This is a genomic window from Caballeronia sp. ATUFL_F2_KS9A (assembly GCF_023630765.1).
Lineage (GTDB): Bacteria > Pseudomonadota > Gammaproteobacteria > Burkholderiales > Burkholderiaceae > Caballeronia > Caballeronia zhejiangensis.
Map to the genome: position 1 here is coordinate 447696 of NZ_JALQEK010000002.1, position 17510 is coordinate 465205.

Annotated in this window: 15 protein-coding genes; 13 read left to right on the forward strand and 2 right to left on the reverse strand. The window is 63.0% G+C overall.

Annotated elements, in window-relative coordinates; translation table 11 throughout:
• The first annotated feature begins 43 nt into the window (after positions 1-43).
• Together NCS67_RS04345 and NCS67_RS04350 are read left to right on the forward strand one after the other, a co-directional pair.
• Entirely contained in the window at positions 44-1366 is a 1323-nt protein-coding gene (locus tag NCS67_RS04345; protein ID WP_502801847.1) for a phosphatase PAP2/dual specificity phosphatase family protein, read from the forward strand.
• Complete coding sequence (locus tag NCS67_RS04350; protein ID WP_250434403.1) at positions 1363-1782, forward strand: hypothetical protein; 420 nt, start codon at positions 1363-1365, stop codon at positions 1780-1782. Before NCS67_RS04345 ends, NCS67_RS04350 begins: the two co-directional genes overlap by 4 nt.
• A 52-nt stretch (positions 1783-1834) precedes the next feature.
• Here the strand turns inward: NCS67_RS04350 and NCS67_RS04355 are convergent, their stop codons facing one another.
• Positions 1835-2545 (reverse strand): DUF2628 domain-containing protein, encoded by a 711-nt coding sequence (locus NCS67_RS04355; RefSeq protein ID WP_250434405.1) that lies wholly within the window; start codon positions 2543-2545, stop codon positions 1835-1837.
• A gap of 338 nt (positions 2546-2883) precedes the next feature.
• On the opposite strand from NCS67_RS04355, the gene NCS67_RS04360 reads away from it, so the two are divergent.
• The 9 genes from NCS67_RS04360 (at position 2884) to NCS67_RS04400 (ending at position 14670) form a co-directional block, all read left to right on the forward strand.
• Entirely contained in the window at positions 2884-3747 is an 864-nt protein-coding gene (locus NCS67_RS04360) for a YfaP family protein (RefSeq protein ID WP_250434407.1), read from the forward strand.
• Between the two features lie 52 nt (positions 3748-3799).
• Entirely contained in the window at positions 3800-4945 is a 1146-nt protein-coding gene (locus NCS67_RS04365) for a polysaccharide deacetylase family protein (protein WP_250434416.1), read from the forward strand.
• Between the two features lie 55 nt (positions 4946-5000).
• Positions 5001-5645 (forward strand): hypothetical protein, encoded by a 645-nt coding sequence (locus tag NCS67_RS04370; RefSeq protein ID WP_250434418.1) that lies wholly within the window; start codon positions 5001-5003, stop codon positions 5643-5645.
• A gap of 298 nt (positions 5646-5943) precedes the next feature.
• A complete protein-coding gene (kdpF, locus tag NCS67_RS04375; RefSeq protein ID WP_008350504.1) occupies positions 5944-6039 on the forward strand; it encodes a K(+)-transporting ATPase subunit F in 96 nt (31 codons plus the stop codon).
• Positions 6036-7820, forward strand: a complete 1785-nt coding sequence (kdpA, locus tag NCS67_RS04380) for a potassium-transporting ATPase subunit KdpA (protein ID WP_250434421.1) — start codon at positions 6036-6038, stop codon at positions 7818-7820. Before kdpF ends, kdpA begins: the two co-directional genes overlap by 4 nt.
• 14 nt (positions 7821-7834) lie before the next feature.
• Complete coding sequence (gene kdpB, locus NCS67_RS04385; protein ID WP_284504042.1) at positions 7835-9964, forward strand: potassium-transporting ATPase subunit KdpB; 2130 nt, start codon at positions 7835-7837, stop codon at positions 9962-9964.
• A 5-nt stretch (positions 9965-9969) separates the two neighbouring features.
• Positions 9970-10539 carry a potassium-transporting ATPase subunit KdpC gene (kdpC, locus tag NCS67_RS04390; protein ID WP_250434423.1) on the forward strand — a complete coding sequence of 190 codons (570 nt, stop codon included), beginning with the start codon at positions 9970-9972 and terminating at the stop codon, positions 10537-10539.
• Positions 10540-11249: 710 nt separating this feature from the next.
• Complete coding sequence (locus NCS67_RS04395) at positions 11250-14039, forward strand: DUF4118 domain-containing protein (protein ID WP_250434425.1); 2790 nt, start codon at positions 11250-11252, stop codon at positions 14037-14039.
• A gap of 46 nt (positions 14040-14085) precedes the next feature.
• Positions 14086-14670, forward strand: a complete 585-nt coding sequence (locus NCS67_RS04400) for a GNAT family N-acetyltransferase (protein WP_250434427.1) — start codon at positions 14086-14088, stop codon at positions 14668-14670.
• Here NCS67_RS04400 and NCS67_RS04405 read toward each other — a convergent pair.
• Positions 14654-15553: a LysR family transcriptional regulator gene (locus tag NCS67_RS04405; RefSeq protein WP_250434429.1), complete on the reverse strand. Its 900-nt coding sequence runs from the start codon at positions 15551-15553 to the stop codon at positions 14654-14656. The genes NCS67_RS04400 and NCS67_RS04405 overlap by 17 nt on opposite strands.
• A gap of 91 nt (positions 15554-15644) precedes the next feature.
• Here NCS67_RS04405 and NCS67_RS04410 point away from each other — a divergent pair, with 91 nt between their 5' ends.
• A complete protein-coding gene (locus NCS67_RS04410) occupies positions 15645-16127 on the forward strand; it encodes a carbon-nitrogen hydrolase family protein (RefSeq protein WP_244807881.1) in 483 nt (160 codons plus the stop codon).
• Positions 16128-16196: 69 nt separating this feature from the next.
• Positions 16197-17474, forward strand: a complete 1278-nt coding sequence (locus tag NCS67_RS04415; protein ID WP_008350489.1) for an amidohydrolase family protein — start codon at positions 16197-16199, stop codon at positions 17472-17474.
• Positions 17475-17510: the final 36 nt, after the last annotated feature.

The following is a 17510-nucleotide window of genomic DNA, read 5'->3' on the forward strand; positions in this document are numbered from 1 at the left end:
CTTGTCCGTCGCCGGTGCGCGAAGCGAACGGGACGCCTCCCTGATGTTGCGATCCGGATGGCTCGCGATCATGGGCGCGTTGTTCTTTTCGACATACGCCTTCGCGAACTGGCTGGCGTCGACGCGCGCCTCGGTGCCCACCTTCGCATTCGCATGGGAACGGGCCATTCCGTTCATGCCGTGGAGCATCGTGCCGTATTGGTCCATCGATGTGTTCTACGCGCTCTCGTTCCTGTTGTGCGTCAGGCGCGCGGCGCTCCACGCGCACGTCCGCAGGCTTTTCACGGTGCAAATGATCTCCGTGGCATGTTTCATCGCGTGGCCGTTGAGCTTCGGCGCCGAGCGGCCAGTCTCGAGCGGTGTGACCGGCGTGCTATTCGACCTCCTGACGGGCATCGATAAGCCGTATAACCAGGCTCCATCGCTGCACATCGGATTGCTGATCGTGCTTTGGACGTTCTACGCGGGCGTTCTGCGGAACAAAGCTGCTCGTGCGGTCTTGGATCTCTGGTTCATGGCGATCGGTGTTTCCGTTCTGACCACATGGCAGCACCATGTGATCGACGTGCCGACCGGCGCGGCGGTGGGTGCCTTTGCGCTATTTCTCTTTCCTCTCGCAGACGATGTGACCGGCGCCGCGCTCCCTTGCGCGCGAAGCCGGCGGATAGCCGGCGTCTATGCGACCGTCGCGGTCGCGCTGACCGCGTTCACGTTGATCCTTGTGAGGCATGCCGTTGGTGCCGCGCTTGTCATGGGATGGGTTTCGCTGGCATTCGCTTGCGTTGCGTGGATTTATTGGCAAGGCTCGCCTGCCGCGTTTCAGAAGGACGAGCGGGGCCGCATTCCGTTGGCCGTCCGTCTGCTGCTCGCTCCGGCTATCGCTGGCGCATTCATCAACTCACGGTTATGGACGCGCAAGAGGCCATCGCCTGTTCGCGTTGCGACCGGCGTTTCCATCGGTCGCACGCCGACGCCTCGCGAATGGCGGCAGCATGGTTTCGATGCATTGCTCGATCTGACGGCCGAGATGCCGCGCTGGATCGCGCTCGATCAATCGCATGTGTACCTATGCGTGCCGCATCTGGATCTCGTGCCGCCGACTCTGCTGCGTCTGAACGCGGCTGTCGAGGCGCTCGGTGAGCTGCATCGCGACGGGCGCGATGTGCTGGTTTGCTGTGCGCTCGGTTATGGGCGCAGCGTGCTGTGCGCGGCGGCGTGGATCGCGAAGACGCAAGGTTTGCACGATGCACGCGCGGCACTTCTGGCTGTGCGGTCGGCGCAGCGTCGCGCGGTCTGGTCGAAGGACACCGTCGCGTTGCTGCAGGACTGGATCGACCATTGCACGGTTCATGGAAGACAAGGATGAACGCCTATTTCATCGCGGCGGCGCGTGGTGCGCTCGATGCTGGCTGCTGTGCGTGCGCGGTCGCCTTGGCAGCGGCAGGCGTGGGGTGCGGTGTCGCCATTCATTGCGAGCATTTGCATTACGTGCGAACGCTGATCGCGCTCATCAGCACATGTTCGGGCATAGGCGCTTCGTGGCTAATGGTGCGAATCGTCATCGACCGACAGTTGTTCGCCACGCTTGCCGCAATGGAATCTTCGACGCTCGATGATCTCGACCGCGTGCTGATCGAGCTCGGATGGACCGCTGCATCGCGTGCCGGCCGGCCGCTCGATGCACGGGTGCGCGGCGTGACTCGACTGCTCAGGGCGAGCGTGATGCTTGCGGTCGTGCAGTGGGTGTGCGTGGGTGTGGCGGTGGTGGTTGAGGGCGGGTGACATTGTTGCTTCAAACGCTTGGAGCAAAGCCACTCCCATCCCCGACACACCGTCAGCCGAAGAGGGCAATGCCCAGAACCACGATCATCAGAAGCGCGAGCATCCATGCCGCCGCGGCGTTCGTGCCGCCTTTGCGGCACAGCTCGTATTCCAGCGCGCTGCCGGATGAACCCTGGTTGCGAAGTTTGCCGATGCTCCTTAGCACATGTTCCCGGTAGAGAAGATTGCCGGAGAGTCCCAGCGCGAACGAAATCGCGTACGACACAAAGCCGCCAGCCCCATCTCCCAGCGAACCGACGGCGAACCGAAGCAGGACAGCAGCCGCGAACAACGCTCCAGCTTGCCAGTACATCTTTCGATAGACGAGCCAAATTGGACCGATCACGAACGAGGCTCCGTTCCATGTACATCTTGGCTGCCCGCGTTTGTTCAGAAAGGACCATTTGTACGCGTAGTACTTCGCGTTCTTTCCGACGAAGAGAGCGACGTCCGGTTCGAGCGTGGGCGACTGTATCTCGGTGTTGATTTGAGGCACGTCTAGTTGATGTTCGGTTGGTTCCATGATGCTTGCCTCGAGTGTGCGGTCCTTTCGTATGTCCGGTCGCGAGCATTGCAGCATGCTGCGCTGTTGTCCACGGTGCCGTATGGCTTTTGCGGAAATTTGAAGAAATTGCGCATCGGCTGCTAGATCGAGCGAATCGGCGATTGCTATGCTTTCATGATTCGGTATCCGAATAAATAGCGATGCGATGAATCGCTTCATCAATCAACCGTCTACTCCTCACAATATGTTTCGTTCCATCTGTAAGTTATCGATGATGCTCGCGCTGTTCTGCGCTGCAGGCGCTCAGGCGGCGACTGCGCCTATTCAGGTGCTCAGCGCTACGGTAAAGGACCGAAAGATATCCGGCGCGACTGTCATTCTTCAAAAGGACGGCGCCCAGTCGGTTCGTATCCAGAGTGATGCAACAAGGCGCTGCCCAGATTCCAGCCGATATGGCGAGTGACAGTAAGGTGCTTCTGATCATCAAGAAGGCTGGTTATTCCGACCTGGTCGCCAAGTGCCCATGCGCTGGACTGTCCTATGCGCTGAGTCCGGTGATGAAGAATCTGGATGGCATGCGCGTCGTGCTTACATGGGGACAGCGCCCGCGCGATCTCGATCTGCACGTGTCCTATCCGCAGAATCACGTCTACTTTCAACACCAAGCCGGGGACGACGCCAATCTGGATGTCGACCACACGGATAGCTACGGTCCGGAAACCATCACGCTCGATCACAAGCGTTCCGGCCAGACCTACGTCTTCGCCGTGCACGATTTCAGCAACGAGAGCAACCCCGCGGCGTCGGAGCTTGCGAACAGCGAGGCAAGGGTGTTCGTGTATGTCGGCCAGTCGCTGGTTCGAACGTTCAGCGTGCCGCGTCAGGCGGGCAATCTGTGGACCGTGTTCCGCGTCAACGGCGAGGGCGAGATTCAGGACATCAACACCATGCGCGGCGTGACGGTCAGAGCGAGCGAGGTGCTCGGCACCATCGACAACTACAACGACGAGCAGTTGAGAATCGTGCCGGCCAATCAGGACTATGTCGACGCGGCCCGCGCGAGCCTGATCAACAAGGACGGCGAGCGTGCCTATCACGCAGGCAACTTCGACGACGCTATCTGGCTGTACCGCGAGGCGATCAGCTTCAATCCGGAATTCGGCCAGGCGTACAGCAATCTCGGGCTCGCCTTCCAGAAGGCCGGACGTGCTGCCGAAGCCATCTGGGCCAATCGCAAGGCGATCGCGCTCGCGAATGGAGCGACGGCCGCGACGGTCCGCGCCAGTTCGTACTACAACATCGGCCGCATCTATGAGGACGCCGGCCAGTTCACCGACGCATTGAGCCACTACCGCGCAGCGCGACGCGAAAAGTCGAATCCGGTCTACGACGCCGCCATTACGCGCGTCAGCAATCGCTAAATCCGTTCAATCCAGGCCCCGGCATCGCGCCGGGGCCCGCATCGCTCATCACATGTACAAGAAAACTCTCGCGGCGATGCTCATGGCATTCGCCGCGATGTCGTCGCACGCGGCAGGTCCGGTTTCGGTCGCCATCGGCGATCGCGGGACGTGGCCGATATCCATCGATAGTACAGAGAACTTCGATCTCGCTTCGCGCGCCGAACTTCTCGCATTCGGCAAAGCGCTGGCCGATAGCGAACAACTGTCAGACGCCGAGTTGCAGAGCCGGCTGAAGGTGAAATCGTTCGATCGGGCATCGGTCGATCGTATCCGGGGCCGTTACTGGAAGCGTCTGACCGGAAACTATCTGACCGCTTCGGCGAATTGCACGCCGAGTGCTCCGTTTTGCGTAAAGGTGCATGGCGAGGCTGACTTCGTGAACGCGGCCAAAGCCTTCGCAGTCCCGGCGGATAGTCCGTATCGCGCGTGGTCATCGCAGGCTCGGACGTTTCACAACACGTATCTCGACGAACTGCTGAGACTGGCCGCGCTCTTTCCGAAGGTCAGCAGTGAGATCGACACGTATTCGTCGCGCGAGATCGACGGCAACGAGTTCGCCGACCGCACCTTCCTGCTCACCTTCGACGATGGCCCGACCACCGCCGGCGGCACAACCGACGCGTTGCTGCGGACGTTGCGAGACGCTCGCTTGAATGGCGTGTTCTTCACGCTCGGGACGCGGTTGCAAGCGCGCTTGCAGCAGGCGGGTGCGTCGTCGATGGCGTATGCCTATCGCGGCATGTGCGTCGGCGCGCATGGCTGGGAGCATCGTTCGCACGCAACCTGGCCGTCGTGGGAAGAGTCGGTGGCGCGGAGCATCGGGCTGGCGCAGGCGAATCTGCCGGACAGTTTCGTTCCGCTCTTCAGGCCGCCCTATGGTCAACGCCGAGCGGACAGCGGCGACTTCTTCGCATCGCAAGGCCTGCGTGTGGCGCTCTGGAATATCGATTCGCAAGACTGGAACGAGAAGGTGAGCGCGGATGAACTCAAACAGCGCGTGCTCACGCTCATGCTGCTGTGGCGACGCGGGATCATTCTCTTCCACGATATTCATCCGAAGGCGCAGGTTGCGGTGCCCTGGTTGCATGACCGGTTGACGGCATCGGGTGTGCAGTGGATGGATTGCAAGAGGTTGGTCGCGACGAACGCGATCTGATTGTGCTGACTATCTTGAACTAACGAGAGGCCGCGACGCGGTCAAACAAGATTAAATGAAAAGAAGAAGCTTCATATTGACAGCAGCGGCGATGCCGCTATTGCTGAGCGGGTGTTTCCCGCTTACCGAAGGTTTGCACGAGAACATAACCAAGGAAGAGTATCGCGATTACTCGGAATCCATCGACAGCGTGCTGATCACAGCCGATCGCACGATGCTGGTGTTTCTCGGCCGCGACTATCACTATATCTTCGATGCGCCAAAGGGTTTCATCGAACTTCTGGAGTCTCCGCTCGACAACGACGTGGAAGCGAGCGTTCTGGAATTCGTTGTGGATGGCAACACTGTGAGAGGAAGTATTCGAATCAAATTGACAAACGCCACCGCTGATCAAATGCGGCAGTCGAAGGAGTTGGGCTTCACCTTGAAAGGTTCTTCCGAAGCAATGAAGCTTTTCGAGTTGGCCGGAAAGCGGTATAGCGCGAAGGGGTTTGATTCGTCGAACGTCAACAAGAAGCTGCTTCGCAGATCGTACGAGGTCACGGTACGGGAGAAAAAATCCAGCGATGCGAAGAAGCTTCTGTATGTGTTGACGCCAATCACCGTTGCGGCCGACGGTCTGCTCTCGATCATGGCTATTCCGCTGGTTCCCGTGGTCATTCTTATCGCGGGGGGTGTACCTGGCCCGATGGGGCACTGAAAAGGCGATCGCGCCTGCGGGCATTCAAGGAGCGGTACGACCTTTGATGCCCGCGGCGTCCCCTGAATGCGCTCAGCGGCCTCGCGCCGCGTTTACACCATTTTTACACCCCGCCTCCCACTCTTTTCCCGCCCTTTACGTCCATTTTCTTAATCTCCACCTTGTCCTGAACCGCACAAGTGGAGAACACCAAAATGGACCTGATTTACCTCGCCGGCATCGTCCTGTTCTGGGGACTTTGCGTGGCGCTCACGCGCGGCTGCGAGCGACTCGGCCGCCGCGCGACGGGAGGGCGTCCATGAGCGCCTGGATGCTGTGGCTCGCGGCGGCTTCCACGCTGCTGCTCTTCGTGTATCTCGTGTACGCGCTTCTGCGTGCGGAGGATCTCGAATGAACGCCAACACCTTCATGCAGACGGCGCTCTTCATCGTCGTGCTGATTGCGCTGGCCATTCCGCTCGGCCGCTATATCTCGAACGTGCTCGACGGATCGTCCGTTATCGTGCGCAAGATCGGACGCCCGATCGAATCGATGCTCTATCGCATCGCCGGCGTCGATCCCGAATCCGAGATGTCATGGAAGCATTACGCGCTCGCCGTGATGTTCTTCAACGTGCTCGGCGCGCTCGTGCTGTATGCGCTGCTGCGCCTGCAGGGCACGCTGCCCGCCAATCCGCAAGGCATGGCCGGGATGACGCCCGATGCCGCGTTCAACACCGCCATCAGCTTCGTGACCAACACGAACTGGCAGGACTACGGCGGCGAAAGCACGCTCGGCTATCTCGCGCAGATGCTCGGCCTGACCGTGCAGAACTTTCTCTCGGCGGCGACGGGCATCGCGGTCGTCATCGCGCTGATTCGCGGCTTCAAGCGGCATAGCGCTCAGACCATCGGCAACTTCTGGGTCGACCTCACGCGCACGACGCTCTACATCCTTGCGCCGCTTGCCGTCGTGTTCGCGCTCGTCTTCGTGAGCCAGGGCGCGATCCAGAATTTCAAGGCGTATCAGGACGTATCGACGCTGCAGGTCACCACATATCAGACGCAATCCACCGACGCACAAGGCAAGCCCGTCACGCAGACGCTCAAGGCCGAGAAACAGACGCTGCCGATGGGCCCCGTCGCCTCGCAGGAAGCGATCAAGATGCTCGGCACGAATGGCGGCGGTTTCTTCAACACGAACTCCGCGCATCCGTACGAGAACCCGACGCCGTTCTCAAACTTCATGCAGATGCTCGCGATGCTGATCATCCCGGCTGCGCTGTGCGTCGTGTTCGGGCGCACGGTCGGCGACAGGCGTCAGGGCTATGCCGTGCTCGCGGCGATGACCATCGCGTTCGCCGTCGCGTGCTGGGGCGAGATTGCATCGGAGCAGGCCGGCAATCCGCTTTACGCGTCGCTCAAGGTCGATACGCAAGCGTCCACGCTACAGGCCGGCGGCAACATGGAAGGCAAGGAAACGCGCCTTGGCATCGCGCAATCGGGCATCTTCACGGTCGCGACGACGGCCGCATCGTGCGGCGCGGTCTCCAGCATGCACGATTCGCTGACGCCGCTCGGCGGCCTCGTGCCGATGCTGCTGATCCAGCTCGGCGAAGTGATCTTCGGCGGCGTCGGTTCCGGTCTCTACGGCATGCTCGCGTTCGCGTTGCTCGCGGTGTTCGTCGCGGGTCTGATGATCGGCCGCACGCCCGAGTATGTCGGCAAGAAGATCGAATCGTTCGAGATGAAGATGGTCTCCATCGTCATTCTGCTTACGCCGCTATTGGTGCTGCTGGGCACGTCGATAGCCGTGCTGAGCGCGGCGGGCACGGCGGGCATCGCGAATCCGGGCGCGCACGGCTTCTCCGAAGTGCTTTACGCGTTCAGCTCCGCCGCCAACAACAACGGCAGCGCGTTCGCGGGCCTTTCGGTGAACACGCCGTTCTATAACTCGATGCTCGCCATCGCGATGTGGTTCGGCCGCTTCGGTTCGCTCATTCCGATCCTCGCCATCGCTGGCTCGCTCGCCGCGAAGAAGCGTCTCGCCGTGACAGCGGGCACCTTGCCGACCCACGGACCGCTCTTCGTCGTGCTCCTGCTCGGCACGCTCCTTCTGGTCGGCGCGCTCACGTATGTGCCGGCGCTCGCGCTCGGGCCCATCGTCGAGCACGTCACGATGACCGCAAGCCATTGATTTCCGAGGACAGCATGAATCAAGAGAATCAAACGCCGCTGCATCGCCCGGAGAATCTCGGGCAGGCGCGCACAGCGGCACGTTCGATGTTCGATCCGGCGCTCGTGAAGCCGGCGATCGTCGATTCGTTCAGGAAGCTCGCGCCGCGCACGCAGTTGCGCAATCCGGTGATGTTCTGCGTCTACGTCGGCAGCATTCTGACGACGGTGCTCTGGCTCGCCGCGCTCGCCGGCCAGGCGGAAGCGCCCGCGGGCTTCATCCTCGCGATCGCGCTGTGGCTGTGGTTCACGGTGCTCTTCGCGAACTTCGCCGAAGCGCTCGCGGAAGGGCGCTCGAAGGCGCAGGCGGCATCGCTGCGCCAGGCGAAGCACAACGTGATGGCGAAGAAGCTCAACGAGCCGCATCCGAAGTCGCCGATCCGCATCACGACGTCCACGGAATTGCGCCGCGACGATGTCGTGCTCGTCGAAGCGGGCGACGTGATTCCCGCCGACGGCGACGTGATCGAGGGCGTCGCGTCGGTCGACGAATCCGCGATCACGGGCGAATCCGCGCCTGTGATCCGCGAGTCGGGCGGCGATTTCTCGTCGGTGACGGGCGGCACGCGCGTGCTCTCCGACTGGATCGTCGTGCGCGTATCGGTGAATCCGGGCGAGGCGTTTCTCGACCGCATGATCGCGATGGTCGAAGGCGCGAAGCGTCAGAAGACGCCGAACGAAATTGCGCTGACGATCTTGCTCGTCGCGCTGACGCTCGTGCTGCTCTTCGCGACCGCGACGCTGCTGCCGTTCTCGATGTTCTCCGTCGAGGCGGCGAAGCAGGGCCACGTCGTCACGATCACCGCGCTCGTCGCGCTGCTCGTGTGCCTGATTCCGACGACGATCGGCGGGCTGCTGTCCGCGATCGGCGTCGCGGGCATGAGCCGCATGATGCAGGCGAACGTGATCGCGACGTCGGGCCGCGCGGTCGAAGCGGCCGGCGACGTCGACGTGCTGCTGCTCGACAAGACCGGCACGATCACGCTCGGCAATCGCCAGGCGTCGACGTTCGTGTCGGCGCCCGGCGTGGCCGAGCGCGATCTCGCGGACGCGGCGCAACTCGCATCGCTCGCCGATGAAACGCCGGAAGGCCGCAGCATCGTCGTGCTGGCGAAGCAGCGCTTCAATATCCGCGAGCGCGACATGGCGACGTTGCACGCGACCTTTCTCGCGTTCAGCGCGCAGACGCGCATGAGCGGCGTGGATCTGCCGAATCGCGAGATCCGCAAGGGTTCCGCCGATGCGTTGAAGCGTTACGTCGAAGAACGCGGCGGACGGTTTCCGCAGGAAGTGCAGCATGCCGTCGATGAAGTCGCGCGGCGCGGCAGCACGCCGCTCGTGGTGGCCGAGCGCGTGAACGATACGACGCGCGCGCTGGGCGTGATCGAGCTGAAGGACATCGTGAAGGGCGGCATCAAGGAGCGCTTCGCGGAGCTGCGCAAGATGGGCATCAAGACGGTGATGGTGACGGGCGACAACCGGCTGACGGCTGCTGCCATCGCGGCGGAAGCGGGCGTCGACGACTTTCTCGCCGAAGCGACGCCGGAAGCGAAGCTGGCGACGATCCGCGCGCATCAGTCCGAGGGGCGTCTCGTCGCGATGACGGGCGACGGCACCAACGATGCGCCCGCGCTCGCGCAGGCCGACGTCGCGGTGGCGATGAACACGGGCACGCAGGCCGCGAAGGAAGCGGGCAACATGGTCGATCTCGATTCGAACCCGACGAAGCTCATCGAGATCGTGGAGATTGGCAAGCAGATGCTGATGACGCGCGGCTCGCTGACGACGTTTTCCATCGCCAACGACGTCGCCAAGTACTTCGCGATCATCCCGGCCGCGTTTGCGACGACGTATCCGCAGTTGCGCGTGCTGGACGTGATGCATCTGGCGTCGCCATCGTCGGCGATTCTGTCGGCGGTGATCTTCAATGCGCTCATCATCGTGTTTCTGATTCCGCTCGCGTTGAAGGGCGTGAAGTATCGCGCTTTGGGCGCCGCGTCGTTGTTGCGACGGAACCTGCTGATTTACGGGCTGGGCGGCATCGTGTTGCCGTTTCCGTTCATCAAGCTCATCGATATGGTCATTACCGCTCTTGGCTGGAGTTGAACATCATGAAGAATCTGTTGCGTCCCATGCTGGTGTTGTTCGTCGCGTTGACTGTCGTGACGGGCGTGGTGTATCCGGCGGTCGTCACCGCGATCGGACAGGCGGCGTTTTCGCATCAGGCGAATGGGAGTTTGATCGAGCGCGATGGGCGTCTCATGGGCTCGGAGATCATCGGGCAGCAGTTCGATGCGCCTCGGTATTTCTGGGGGCGTTTGTCGGCTACTGCGCCGAATCCTTATAACGCGGGGAGTTCTAGTGGCTCCAATTTCGGGCCGACCAATCCGGCGCTCGCCGATGAGATCAAAGCGCGCATTGCCGCCTTGCACGATGCCGATCCGGGGAATGAGGCGGCTGTTCCCGTCGATCTGGTGACTTCGTCCGGGAGCGGGCTCGATCCGGAAATCAGTCCGGCGGCTGCGGCGTATCAGGTTTCGCGGGTCGCGAAGGCGCGGGGGATGTCGGTGGCTCGCGTTGAAGCGCTTGTCGCTCAAGCTACTAGCGGGAGGCAGTTTGGAGTGCTCGGAGAGTCTCGGGTGAATGTGCTTAAATTGAATCTTGCGTTGGATGGGGAGTAGTTGGGGGCGCTTGGCTTGGTTTCGCCGGATCCCGTTTTGCTCTCGGTCTATTAGCACTGCCCCTGTGCGGGGCGGCAGTCACTTTCTTTGCTGCTGCAAAGAAAGTAACCAAAGAAAGCAGCTCGTCACGGCCCGCGGTCACACGCAATTTGGGTAGTTCTCTCGTCCAAGGTGGCACTCGCCTAAAGAGTGCCCTCAAAGGACTAACGGGGCTTGGATCGCGCGCGGTCTGACGAGCTAGTTTTCCAAAGACACTGGTTCAGCACGAAAGAGCTTCGGCACAGCGCTACGCGCTGCCGCCGGGTATGCAAGGGAAACCAACGTGCGGCACTTGCGGAGAGATGGAGACGTTAGTAGAGAAGCACGCGCAGACCCGATTGACCGGTCGGCCGCGAAGCGGGCTGAAGCTATTTGGTGCTGAACCAGTTTGTTGTGTGGTGCGATGTGACAGACCGTGCGCGAGCCAAGCCCGATTAGGTGTTTGAGGGCACTCTTTAGGCAGCCCACGATGGACGAGAGGACTACCCAAATTGCGTGTGACCGCGGGCGTATCGGGAGCTGCTTTCTTTGCTTACTTTCTTTGCAGCAGCAAAGAAAGTGAGTGCCGCCCCGCACAGGGGCAGTGCTAACAGACCGACACGAAAACGGGATCCAGCGAAATCGCAAGCGAACCACCACAACAAGCGCCAGCAAGAACCCCAAAAAAAACCATGCCCCGCCCAACCCCAGAAGAACTCCTCGACAAACTCCACCGCGAGGAAGAAAAACGCGAGCGCGGCAGACTGAAGATTTTCTTCGGCGCATCGGCGGGCGTAGGCAAGACCTTCGCGATGTTGCAGGCCGCACGCCGCCGCCGCGATGAAGGCGTGGAAGTAGTCGTCGGCCTGGTCGAAACGCATGGCCGCAAGGAAACCCTCGCACTGGTCGAAGGCCTCGAAACGCTCCCGCCCGCGCGCATCGGACACCGCGGCCGTCTGCTCGCCGAATTCGACCTCGACGCCGCGCTCGCCCGAAAACCGCAACTCATCCTCGTCGACGAACTCGCGCACTCGAACGTGCACGGCTCGCGCCACATGAAGCGCTGGCAAGACGTGCAAGAACTGCTCGACGCGGGCATCGACGTCTATACGACCGTCAACGTCCAGCACCTCGAAAGCCTCAACGACATCGTCGGGCGCATCACCGGCATTCGCGTCTGGGAGACCGTGCCCGATCGCATCTTCGACCTCGCCGATGAAGTCACGCTCGTCGACCTGCCGCCCGAAGAACTGCTCGACCGTCTGCGCGAAGGCAAGGTCTACCTGCCGGCGCAGGCCGAGCACGCCGTGCGCAACTTTTTTCGCAAGGGCAATCTGATCGCGCTGCGCGAACTCGCCTTGCGCCGCACGGCCGATCGCGTCGACGCGCAAATGCGCGAATACCGCGCCGATCAGTCGATCGAACGCATCTGGCGCGCGCGCGAACGGCTCATCGCGTGCATCGGCCCGGGACCGGAAAGCGCGACGCTCGTGCGCGCGGCCGCGCGGCTCGCCACGGCGCTCAAGGCGGACTGGCTCGCGGTGTACGTGGAAACGCCGAAGCTGCAGCGCCTCTCCGACGATCAGCGCCGCCGCACGCTCGACGCGCTCAAGCTCGCCTCCGAACTCGGCGCGGAAACCGTCACGCTCGATGGCGCCGATGCCGCCGCGACGCTCATCGACTACGCGCACATGCGCAACGTGTCGAAGCTCGTGGCGGGCGCGTCGGCGAGCGCGGGATGGCGGCGTCTCATCGCTCGGCCGGTGAGCGAGCGCATCATCCGGCAAGGATCCGATATCGACGTGACGCTCGTGTCGACCGGCACACGCGACGAGCCACGCCGCACGATCACGCAAGCGTTCGGCACCTGGCGCGACGGCGCGCACTCGCCGCCGCGCGCCTATCTTCATGCGCTCGCGATCGGCGGGGGCATCACGCTCGTCGCCGACATGCTCGCCGCCCGTCAGTTCGCAATCACGAATCTCGTGATGCTGTATCTGCTCGGCGTGATCTTCGCGGCCGTGCGGCTCGGGCGCGGTCCCGGCGTGATGCTGTCGTTTCTGTCGGTCGCCGCGTTCGACTTCTTCTTCGTGCCGCCCGAGCTGTCTTTCTCCGTGACGGACACGCAGTATCTGCTCACGTTCCTCGTCATGCTGCTGACCTCGCTCACGATCAGTCATCTGACGTCGAGCCTGCGGCGCGAGGCGCGCATCGCATCGCAACGCGAGCGGCGCACGGGCGCGATGTACGCGATGACCAAGGAACTCGGCGCCGCGTTGATGACCGAGCAGATCATCGAGATCGGCACGCGCCACGTCGCGGAAGTGTTTCAGGCGAAGGTCGCGATGCTCCTGCCCGACGCCGCCGAGAAAGTGCGGCAGAAAGTGGACGAACCGAATCCCGATGTGACGCTCGATGCCGCGCGTCTCGATCTCGACATCGCGCAATGGGTCTATGACCAGCAGAAACCGGCGGGACGCGGCACCGAGACCTTGCCCGCGAGCCAGGCGCTTTATCTCCCGCTCAAGGCGCCGATGCGCACGCGCGGCGTGCTCGCGCTCGTGACCGGGCGCGAAGCCGAACTCGCGGTGCCCGAGCAGCGCCGCATGATCGAAACGTTCGCGTCGCAGATCGCGCTTGCGCTGGAACGCGTGCATTACGTCGAAATCGCGCAGGACGCGCTCGTCAACATGGAATCGGAGCGCCTGCGCAACTCGCTTTTATCCGCGATATCGCACGATCTGCGCACGCCGCTCACGTCGATCGTCGGCTTCGCTTCGGTGCTGGAGGAAGAGGCGCGGGAAGCAGGCGGCCAGAGCGAGGCATCGCAGGAACTCGTGCACGCGATCCACGAAGAAGCGCTGCGCATGAGCGGCCTCGTGATCAATCTGCTCGACATGGCGCGTCTGCAGGCGGGCGCGATCCGGCTGAATCGTCAATGGTCGATGCTCGAAGAAACCGTGGGCGCCGCGCTCGCGAGTTCGCGCCGCGTGCTCGCCGGGCGTCCCGTACAGACGCGCGTGCCGGCGAACTTGCCGTTGCTGCAACTCGACGCCGTGCTGATGGAGCGTCTCTTCGCCAACCTGCTGGAAAACGCCGCGAAGTACACGCCGCCCGCGACGCCGATCCGCATCGGCGCCGCGCTCGCGCACGACGGCGATGCGCGCTTCGTGCGCGTGTGCATCGACGATGAAGGGCCGGGCGTGCCGGCCGGCATGCAGAACCGTCTCTTCGACAAGTTCACGCGCGGCGAGAAGGAATCGGCGCAACCGGGCATCGGGCTCGGTCTCGCCATCTGCCGCGCGATCGTCGAGGCGCATGGCGGGCACATCGGCGTCGAGAATCGCGCGGACGCGAACGGGCGCATTCTCGGCGCACGATTCTGGTTCACGCTGCCGGCCAACGATGCGCCGCCGGAAGAATTGCCGCCCGACGAGGATGTCGACTCGAAGGCGGCCGCGCCGGGAACGGACGATGTCTGACGCGGCGAATTATGATGTCGGCTCACGAGCAAACTGCAAACCAACGATGAGCCAACCGACTTTGAACGGCGAGCGCGTGCAGCTTCGTCCGCTGCAACGCGAGGATCGCGCCGCCTTGCTCGATGCAGCCGCCGACGGCGAACTCTGGAATCTGAGCGTGACGGTCGTGCCGAACGAAGACACCATCGATCGTTATATCGACACCGCGCTCGCGGGCCGCGATGCCGGCACCGTGATGCCGTTCGTGATCGTGCGCGCCAGCGATGCGCGCGTCGTCGGCAGCACGCGTTACTGGAAGATCGACCGCGTGAACCGCAAGCTCGAAATCGGACATACGTGGCTCGCGGCATCGACGCAGCGCACGGGCATCAACACGGAAGCGAAGTTTCTGCTGCTCGCGCACGCGTTCGAAGCAATGCGTTGCGTGCGCGTGCAGTTCACCACCGACGAGCTCAATGCGAAATCGCGCGCGGCGATACTCGGCGTCGGCGCGAAACAGGAAGGCATCGTGCGGCACGAGCGCATCATGCCCGATGGCCGCAAGCGCAATTCGGTGCGCTTTTCGATCATCGACGACGAATGGCCCGACGTCAAAGCGATGCTGCTCGCCAAGCTCACGCATCGAGCGTAGCGCGCGCCTTCAGCGCTTTCACGCGCGCCTTCATGAACGCGACGAAGCGGCGCGTGACGGTGTCGTCGCGTTCGTCTTGCCATGCAAGTCCGACGCGCCAGCGCGCCGCTCGATCGCGCAATGTCAGCACGCGCGCATCGCGCAGCAAGTACTGCGCGCGCGATGGCAGGAACGCCGCGCCCACGCCGCCCGCCACCGATGCGAGCACGGACTGGATATCGTCCGCTTCCTGAATCACGCGCGGCGCGAAATCGTGCTCCGCGCACCAGCGATCGATCTGCGCAGCAAGCCCCGGCCCGCGCCCACGCGACAGCGCGATGAATCCCGGTTCGTTCAGTTCGTTCAGATTCGCGGGCAGACGCTTGTAGCGCGTGTGCTCGGGCACGGCGAGCGCGAGCGTTTCATCGAGCACGGTGAAGCCGGAAAGCCCGGCGCTCGCGGGCATCCGCATGAATCCGACATCGAGCTTGTTCGCGAGGATGCGGCGCGTCTGTTCCTGCGACGAGAGATCGTGCAGCGTGATGCTCACGTCAGGATTCAGCGCGCCGAATTCGGCGATCAGCTTCGGCACATGCGTGAGCGTCGACAGGCACAAGCCGACGCGCAGAAATCCGCGCGCGCCGCTCGCGGCTTCGCGTGCGCGGGCCAGCACGGCGTCGGCGTCGCGCACGAGCGCTTGCGCATCGCCGATGAAGCCCGCGCCGAACGTCGTCAGATCCGCGCCGTGGCGTCCGCGTTCGAAGAGGCGCGCGCCGAGGCTTTCTTCGAGCGACGCAATCTGCTTGCTGAGCGCAGGCTGGCTCAAGTGCAGCGCTTCGGCGGCACGGCCGAAATGACGCAATTCGGCGATGGTGAGAAAGGAGCGCAGGAGTTTTAATTCCATTTGGCGATCGAACACGTCGAAACATTCATTTTACTTATCGATTGCCGAGCGCTTCAATGAGGATACTCACTCGTCACATCGGGAGTTCCACTTGGATGCCGCATCGTTTCGTGTCGCCGTCATCGCGCTCGAATCGCGGAAGGGCGATGCCGCGCTCGACTGTCGATTCATCGCCGCAAAGCTCGCCTATGCCGCGCGCCAAGGCGTGTGGCTCGCGCTGTTTTCCCCTTCGGGTATCGACGATTCGCGCGCCGATCCGTTCGACGATCCGTCGATTCACGCGATCGCCGCCGCCGTCGATGAAAGCGGCGTCGCGGCGGGCGTCGGCTGGATCGAGCGCACCGAAGACGGCGGGCGCTTCGACAGCTACGCGATATGTTTTCCCGGCGGCGCGCGCGTGCGTCATCGCATGCCGAGTGCGGCGCGGCGCGGTTCGCACAGCGGCAATCGCCTCGGCGTATTCGACGCGCATCCGCTTGCGCACGAGACGGAGCGCACGACGGAACGCACGATGCCGCGCGGTTCGCTGCCGCTCAGTTTCGCGATCGTCGGCCGTCATCGATTGACGGGTTGAATCGCGCCTCCGCACGGCTTTTATGTCCCGATACAATCGGACGAACAGCCCGGCACGGAGGTTTCGCACATGGATTTGATCATTCGCCGCGCGGCGCTCGCTCACTCGCGCGAACTCGTCGACATCGGCATGGAGGCGGGGCGCATCGCCGCGATCGAGCGGCATCTTGCGGCCACCGCGCGCGAGGAAATCGATGCGAACGGCTCGCTCGTCACCGCGCCTTTCGTCGACGCGCACTTCCATATGGACGCGACGCTTTCCTACGGCCTGCCGCGCGTGAATGCGTCCGGCACGCTGCTCGAAGGCATCGCGCTATGGGGTGAATTGAAGCCGGATCTCACGCAGGAAGCGCTCGTCGAGCGCGCGCTGCAGTACTGCGACTGGGCCGTCGCGCGCGGATTGCTCGCGATCCGTTCTCACGTCGATGTGTGCGATCCGCGGCTTCTGGCCGTCGAAGCGCTCGTCGAAGTGAAACGGCGCGTGAAGCCGTATCTCGATCTGCAACTTGTCGCGTTTCCGCAGGACGGCGTGTTGCGCAGCCCGGGCGCGTTCGACAATCTGAAGCGCGCGATCGCGATGGGCGTCGATGTCGTCGGCGGCATTCCGCACTTCGAGCGCACGATGGCGGACGGCGCGGCATCGGTGAAACTGCTGTGCGAATACGCGGCGGAGCAGGGCTTGCGCGTGGACATGCACTGCGACGAGTCCGACGATCCGATGTCGCGCCACATCGAAACGCTCGCTGCGGAGACGCATCGGCTCGGCTTGCATGGACGCGTCACCGGCTCGCATCTCACGTCGATGCATTCGATGGACAACTACTACGTCAGCAAGCTTATTCCGCTGATGCGCGAGGCGGGCGTGAATGCAATCGCGAATCCGCTCATCAACATCACGTTGCAGGGGCGCTCGGATACTTACCCGAAGCGGCGCGGCATGACGCGCGTGCCGGAACTGATGGCGGCGGGCATCACGGTCGCGTTCGGGCACGACTGCGTGATGGATCCGTGGTACAGCCTGGGTTCGGGCGACATGCTCGACGTCGCGCACATGGGCTTGCACGTCGCGCAGATGACGGGCGTCGACGCGATGCGCGCGTGCTTCGATGCGGTCACGAAAAATCCTGCGCGGATTCTCGGGCTCGAAGGGTATGGCATCGAAGTGGGCTGCAACGCGGATTGCGTGGTGCTGGATGCGCGCGATCCTGTCGAAGCTATTCGGCTGCGGGCGGCGCGAACGGTTGTTGTCAGGCGCGGAAAGGTGGTGAGCCGGAGTCCGGCCGTGCGCGCGACGCTGGCGCTGGAAGGAAGGCCGGGGGAGGTGGATTTCAGGATTGAGAGGCGATAAAAAAACCCGGTCCTCGCGGACCGGGTTTTCGCATCA

What these genes read in the sequence shown, in the direction of transcription:
- NCS67_RS04345 (WP_502801847.1), top strand. Translation starts at nt 44, where the DNA reads ATGTTGCGATCCGGATGGCTCGCGATCATGGGCGCGTTGTTCTTTTCG.
- NCS67_RS04350 (WP_250434403.1), top strand. Translation starts at nt 1,363, where the DNA reads ATGAACGCCTATTTCATCGCGGCGGCGCGTGGTGCGCTCGATGCTGGC.
- NCS67_RS04355 (WP_250434405.1), bottom strand. Translation starts at nt 2,545, where the DNA reads ATGAAGCGATTCATCGCATCGCTATTTATTCGGATACCGAATCATGAA.
- NCS67_RS04360 (WP_250434407.1), top strand. Translation starts at nt 2,884, where the DNA reads ATGAAGAATCTGGATGGCATGCGCGTCGTGCTTACATGGGGACAGCGC.
- NCS67_RS04365 (WP_250434416.1), top strand. Translation starts at nt 3,800, where the DNA reads ATGTACAAGAAAACTCTCGCGGCGATGCTCATGGCATTCGCCGCGATG.
- NCS67_RS04370 (WP_250434418.1), top strand. Translation starts at nt 5,001, where the DNA reads ATGAAAAGAAGAAGCTTCATATTGACAGCAGCGGCGATGCCGCTATTG.
- kdpF (WP_008350504.1), top strand. Translation starts at nt 5,944, where the DNA reads ATGAGCGCCTGGATGCTGTGGCTCGCGGCGGCTTCCACGCTGCTGCTC.
- kdpA (WP_250434421.1), top strand. Translation starts at nt 6,036, where the DNA reads ATGAACGCCAACACCTTCATGCAGACGGCGCTCTTCATCGTCGTGCTG.
- kdpB (WP_284504042.1), top strand. Translation starts at nt 7,835, where the DNA reads ATGAATCAAGAGAATCAAACGCCGCTGCATCGCCCGGAGAATCTCGGG.
- kdpC (WP_250434423.1), top strand. Translation starts at nt 9,970, where the DNA reads ATGAAGAATCTGTTGCGTCCCATGCTGGTGTTGTTCGTCGCGTTGACT.
- NCS67_RS04395 (WP_250434425.1), top strand. Translation starts at nt 11,250, where the DNA reads ATGCCCCGCCCAACCCCAGAAGAACTCCTCGACAAACTCCACCGCGAG.
- NCS67_RS04400 (WP_250434427.1), top strand. Translation starts at nt 14,086, where the DNA reads ATGAGCCAACCGACTTTGAACGGCGAGCGCGTGCAGCTTCGTCCGCTG.
- NCS67_RS04405 (WP_250434429.1), bottom strand. Translation starts at nt 15,553, where the DNA reads ATGGAATTAAAACTCCTGCGCTCCTTTCTCACCATCGCCGAATTGCGT.
- NCS67_RS04415 (WP_008350489.1), top strand. Translation starts at nt 16,197, where the DNA reads ATGGATTTGATCATTCGCCGCGCGGCGCTCGCTCACTCGCGCGAACTC.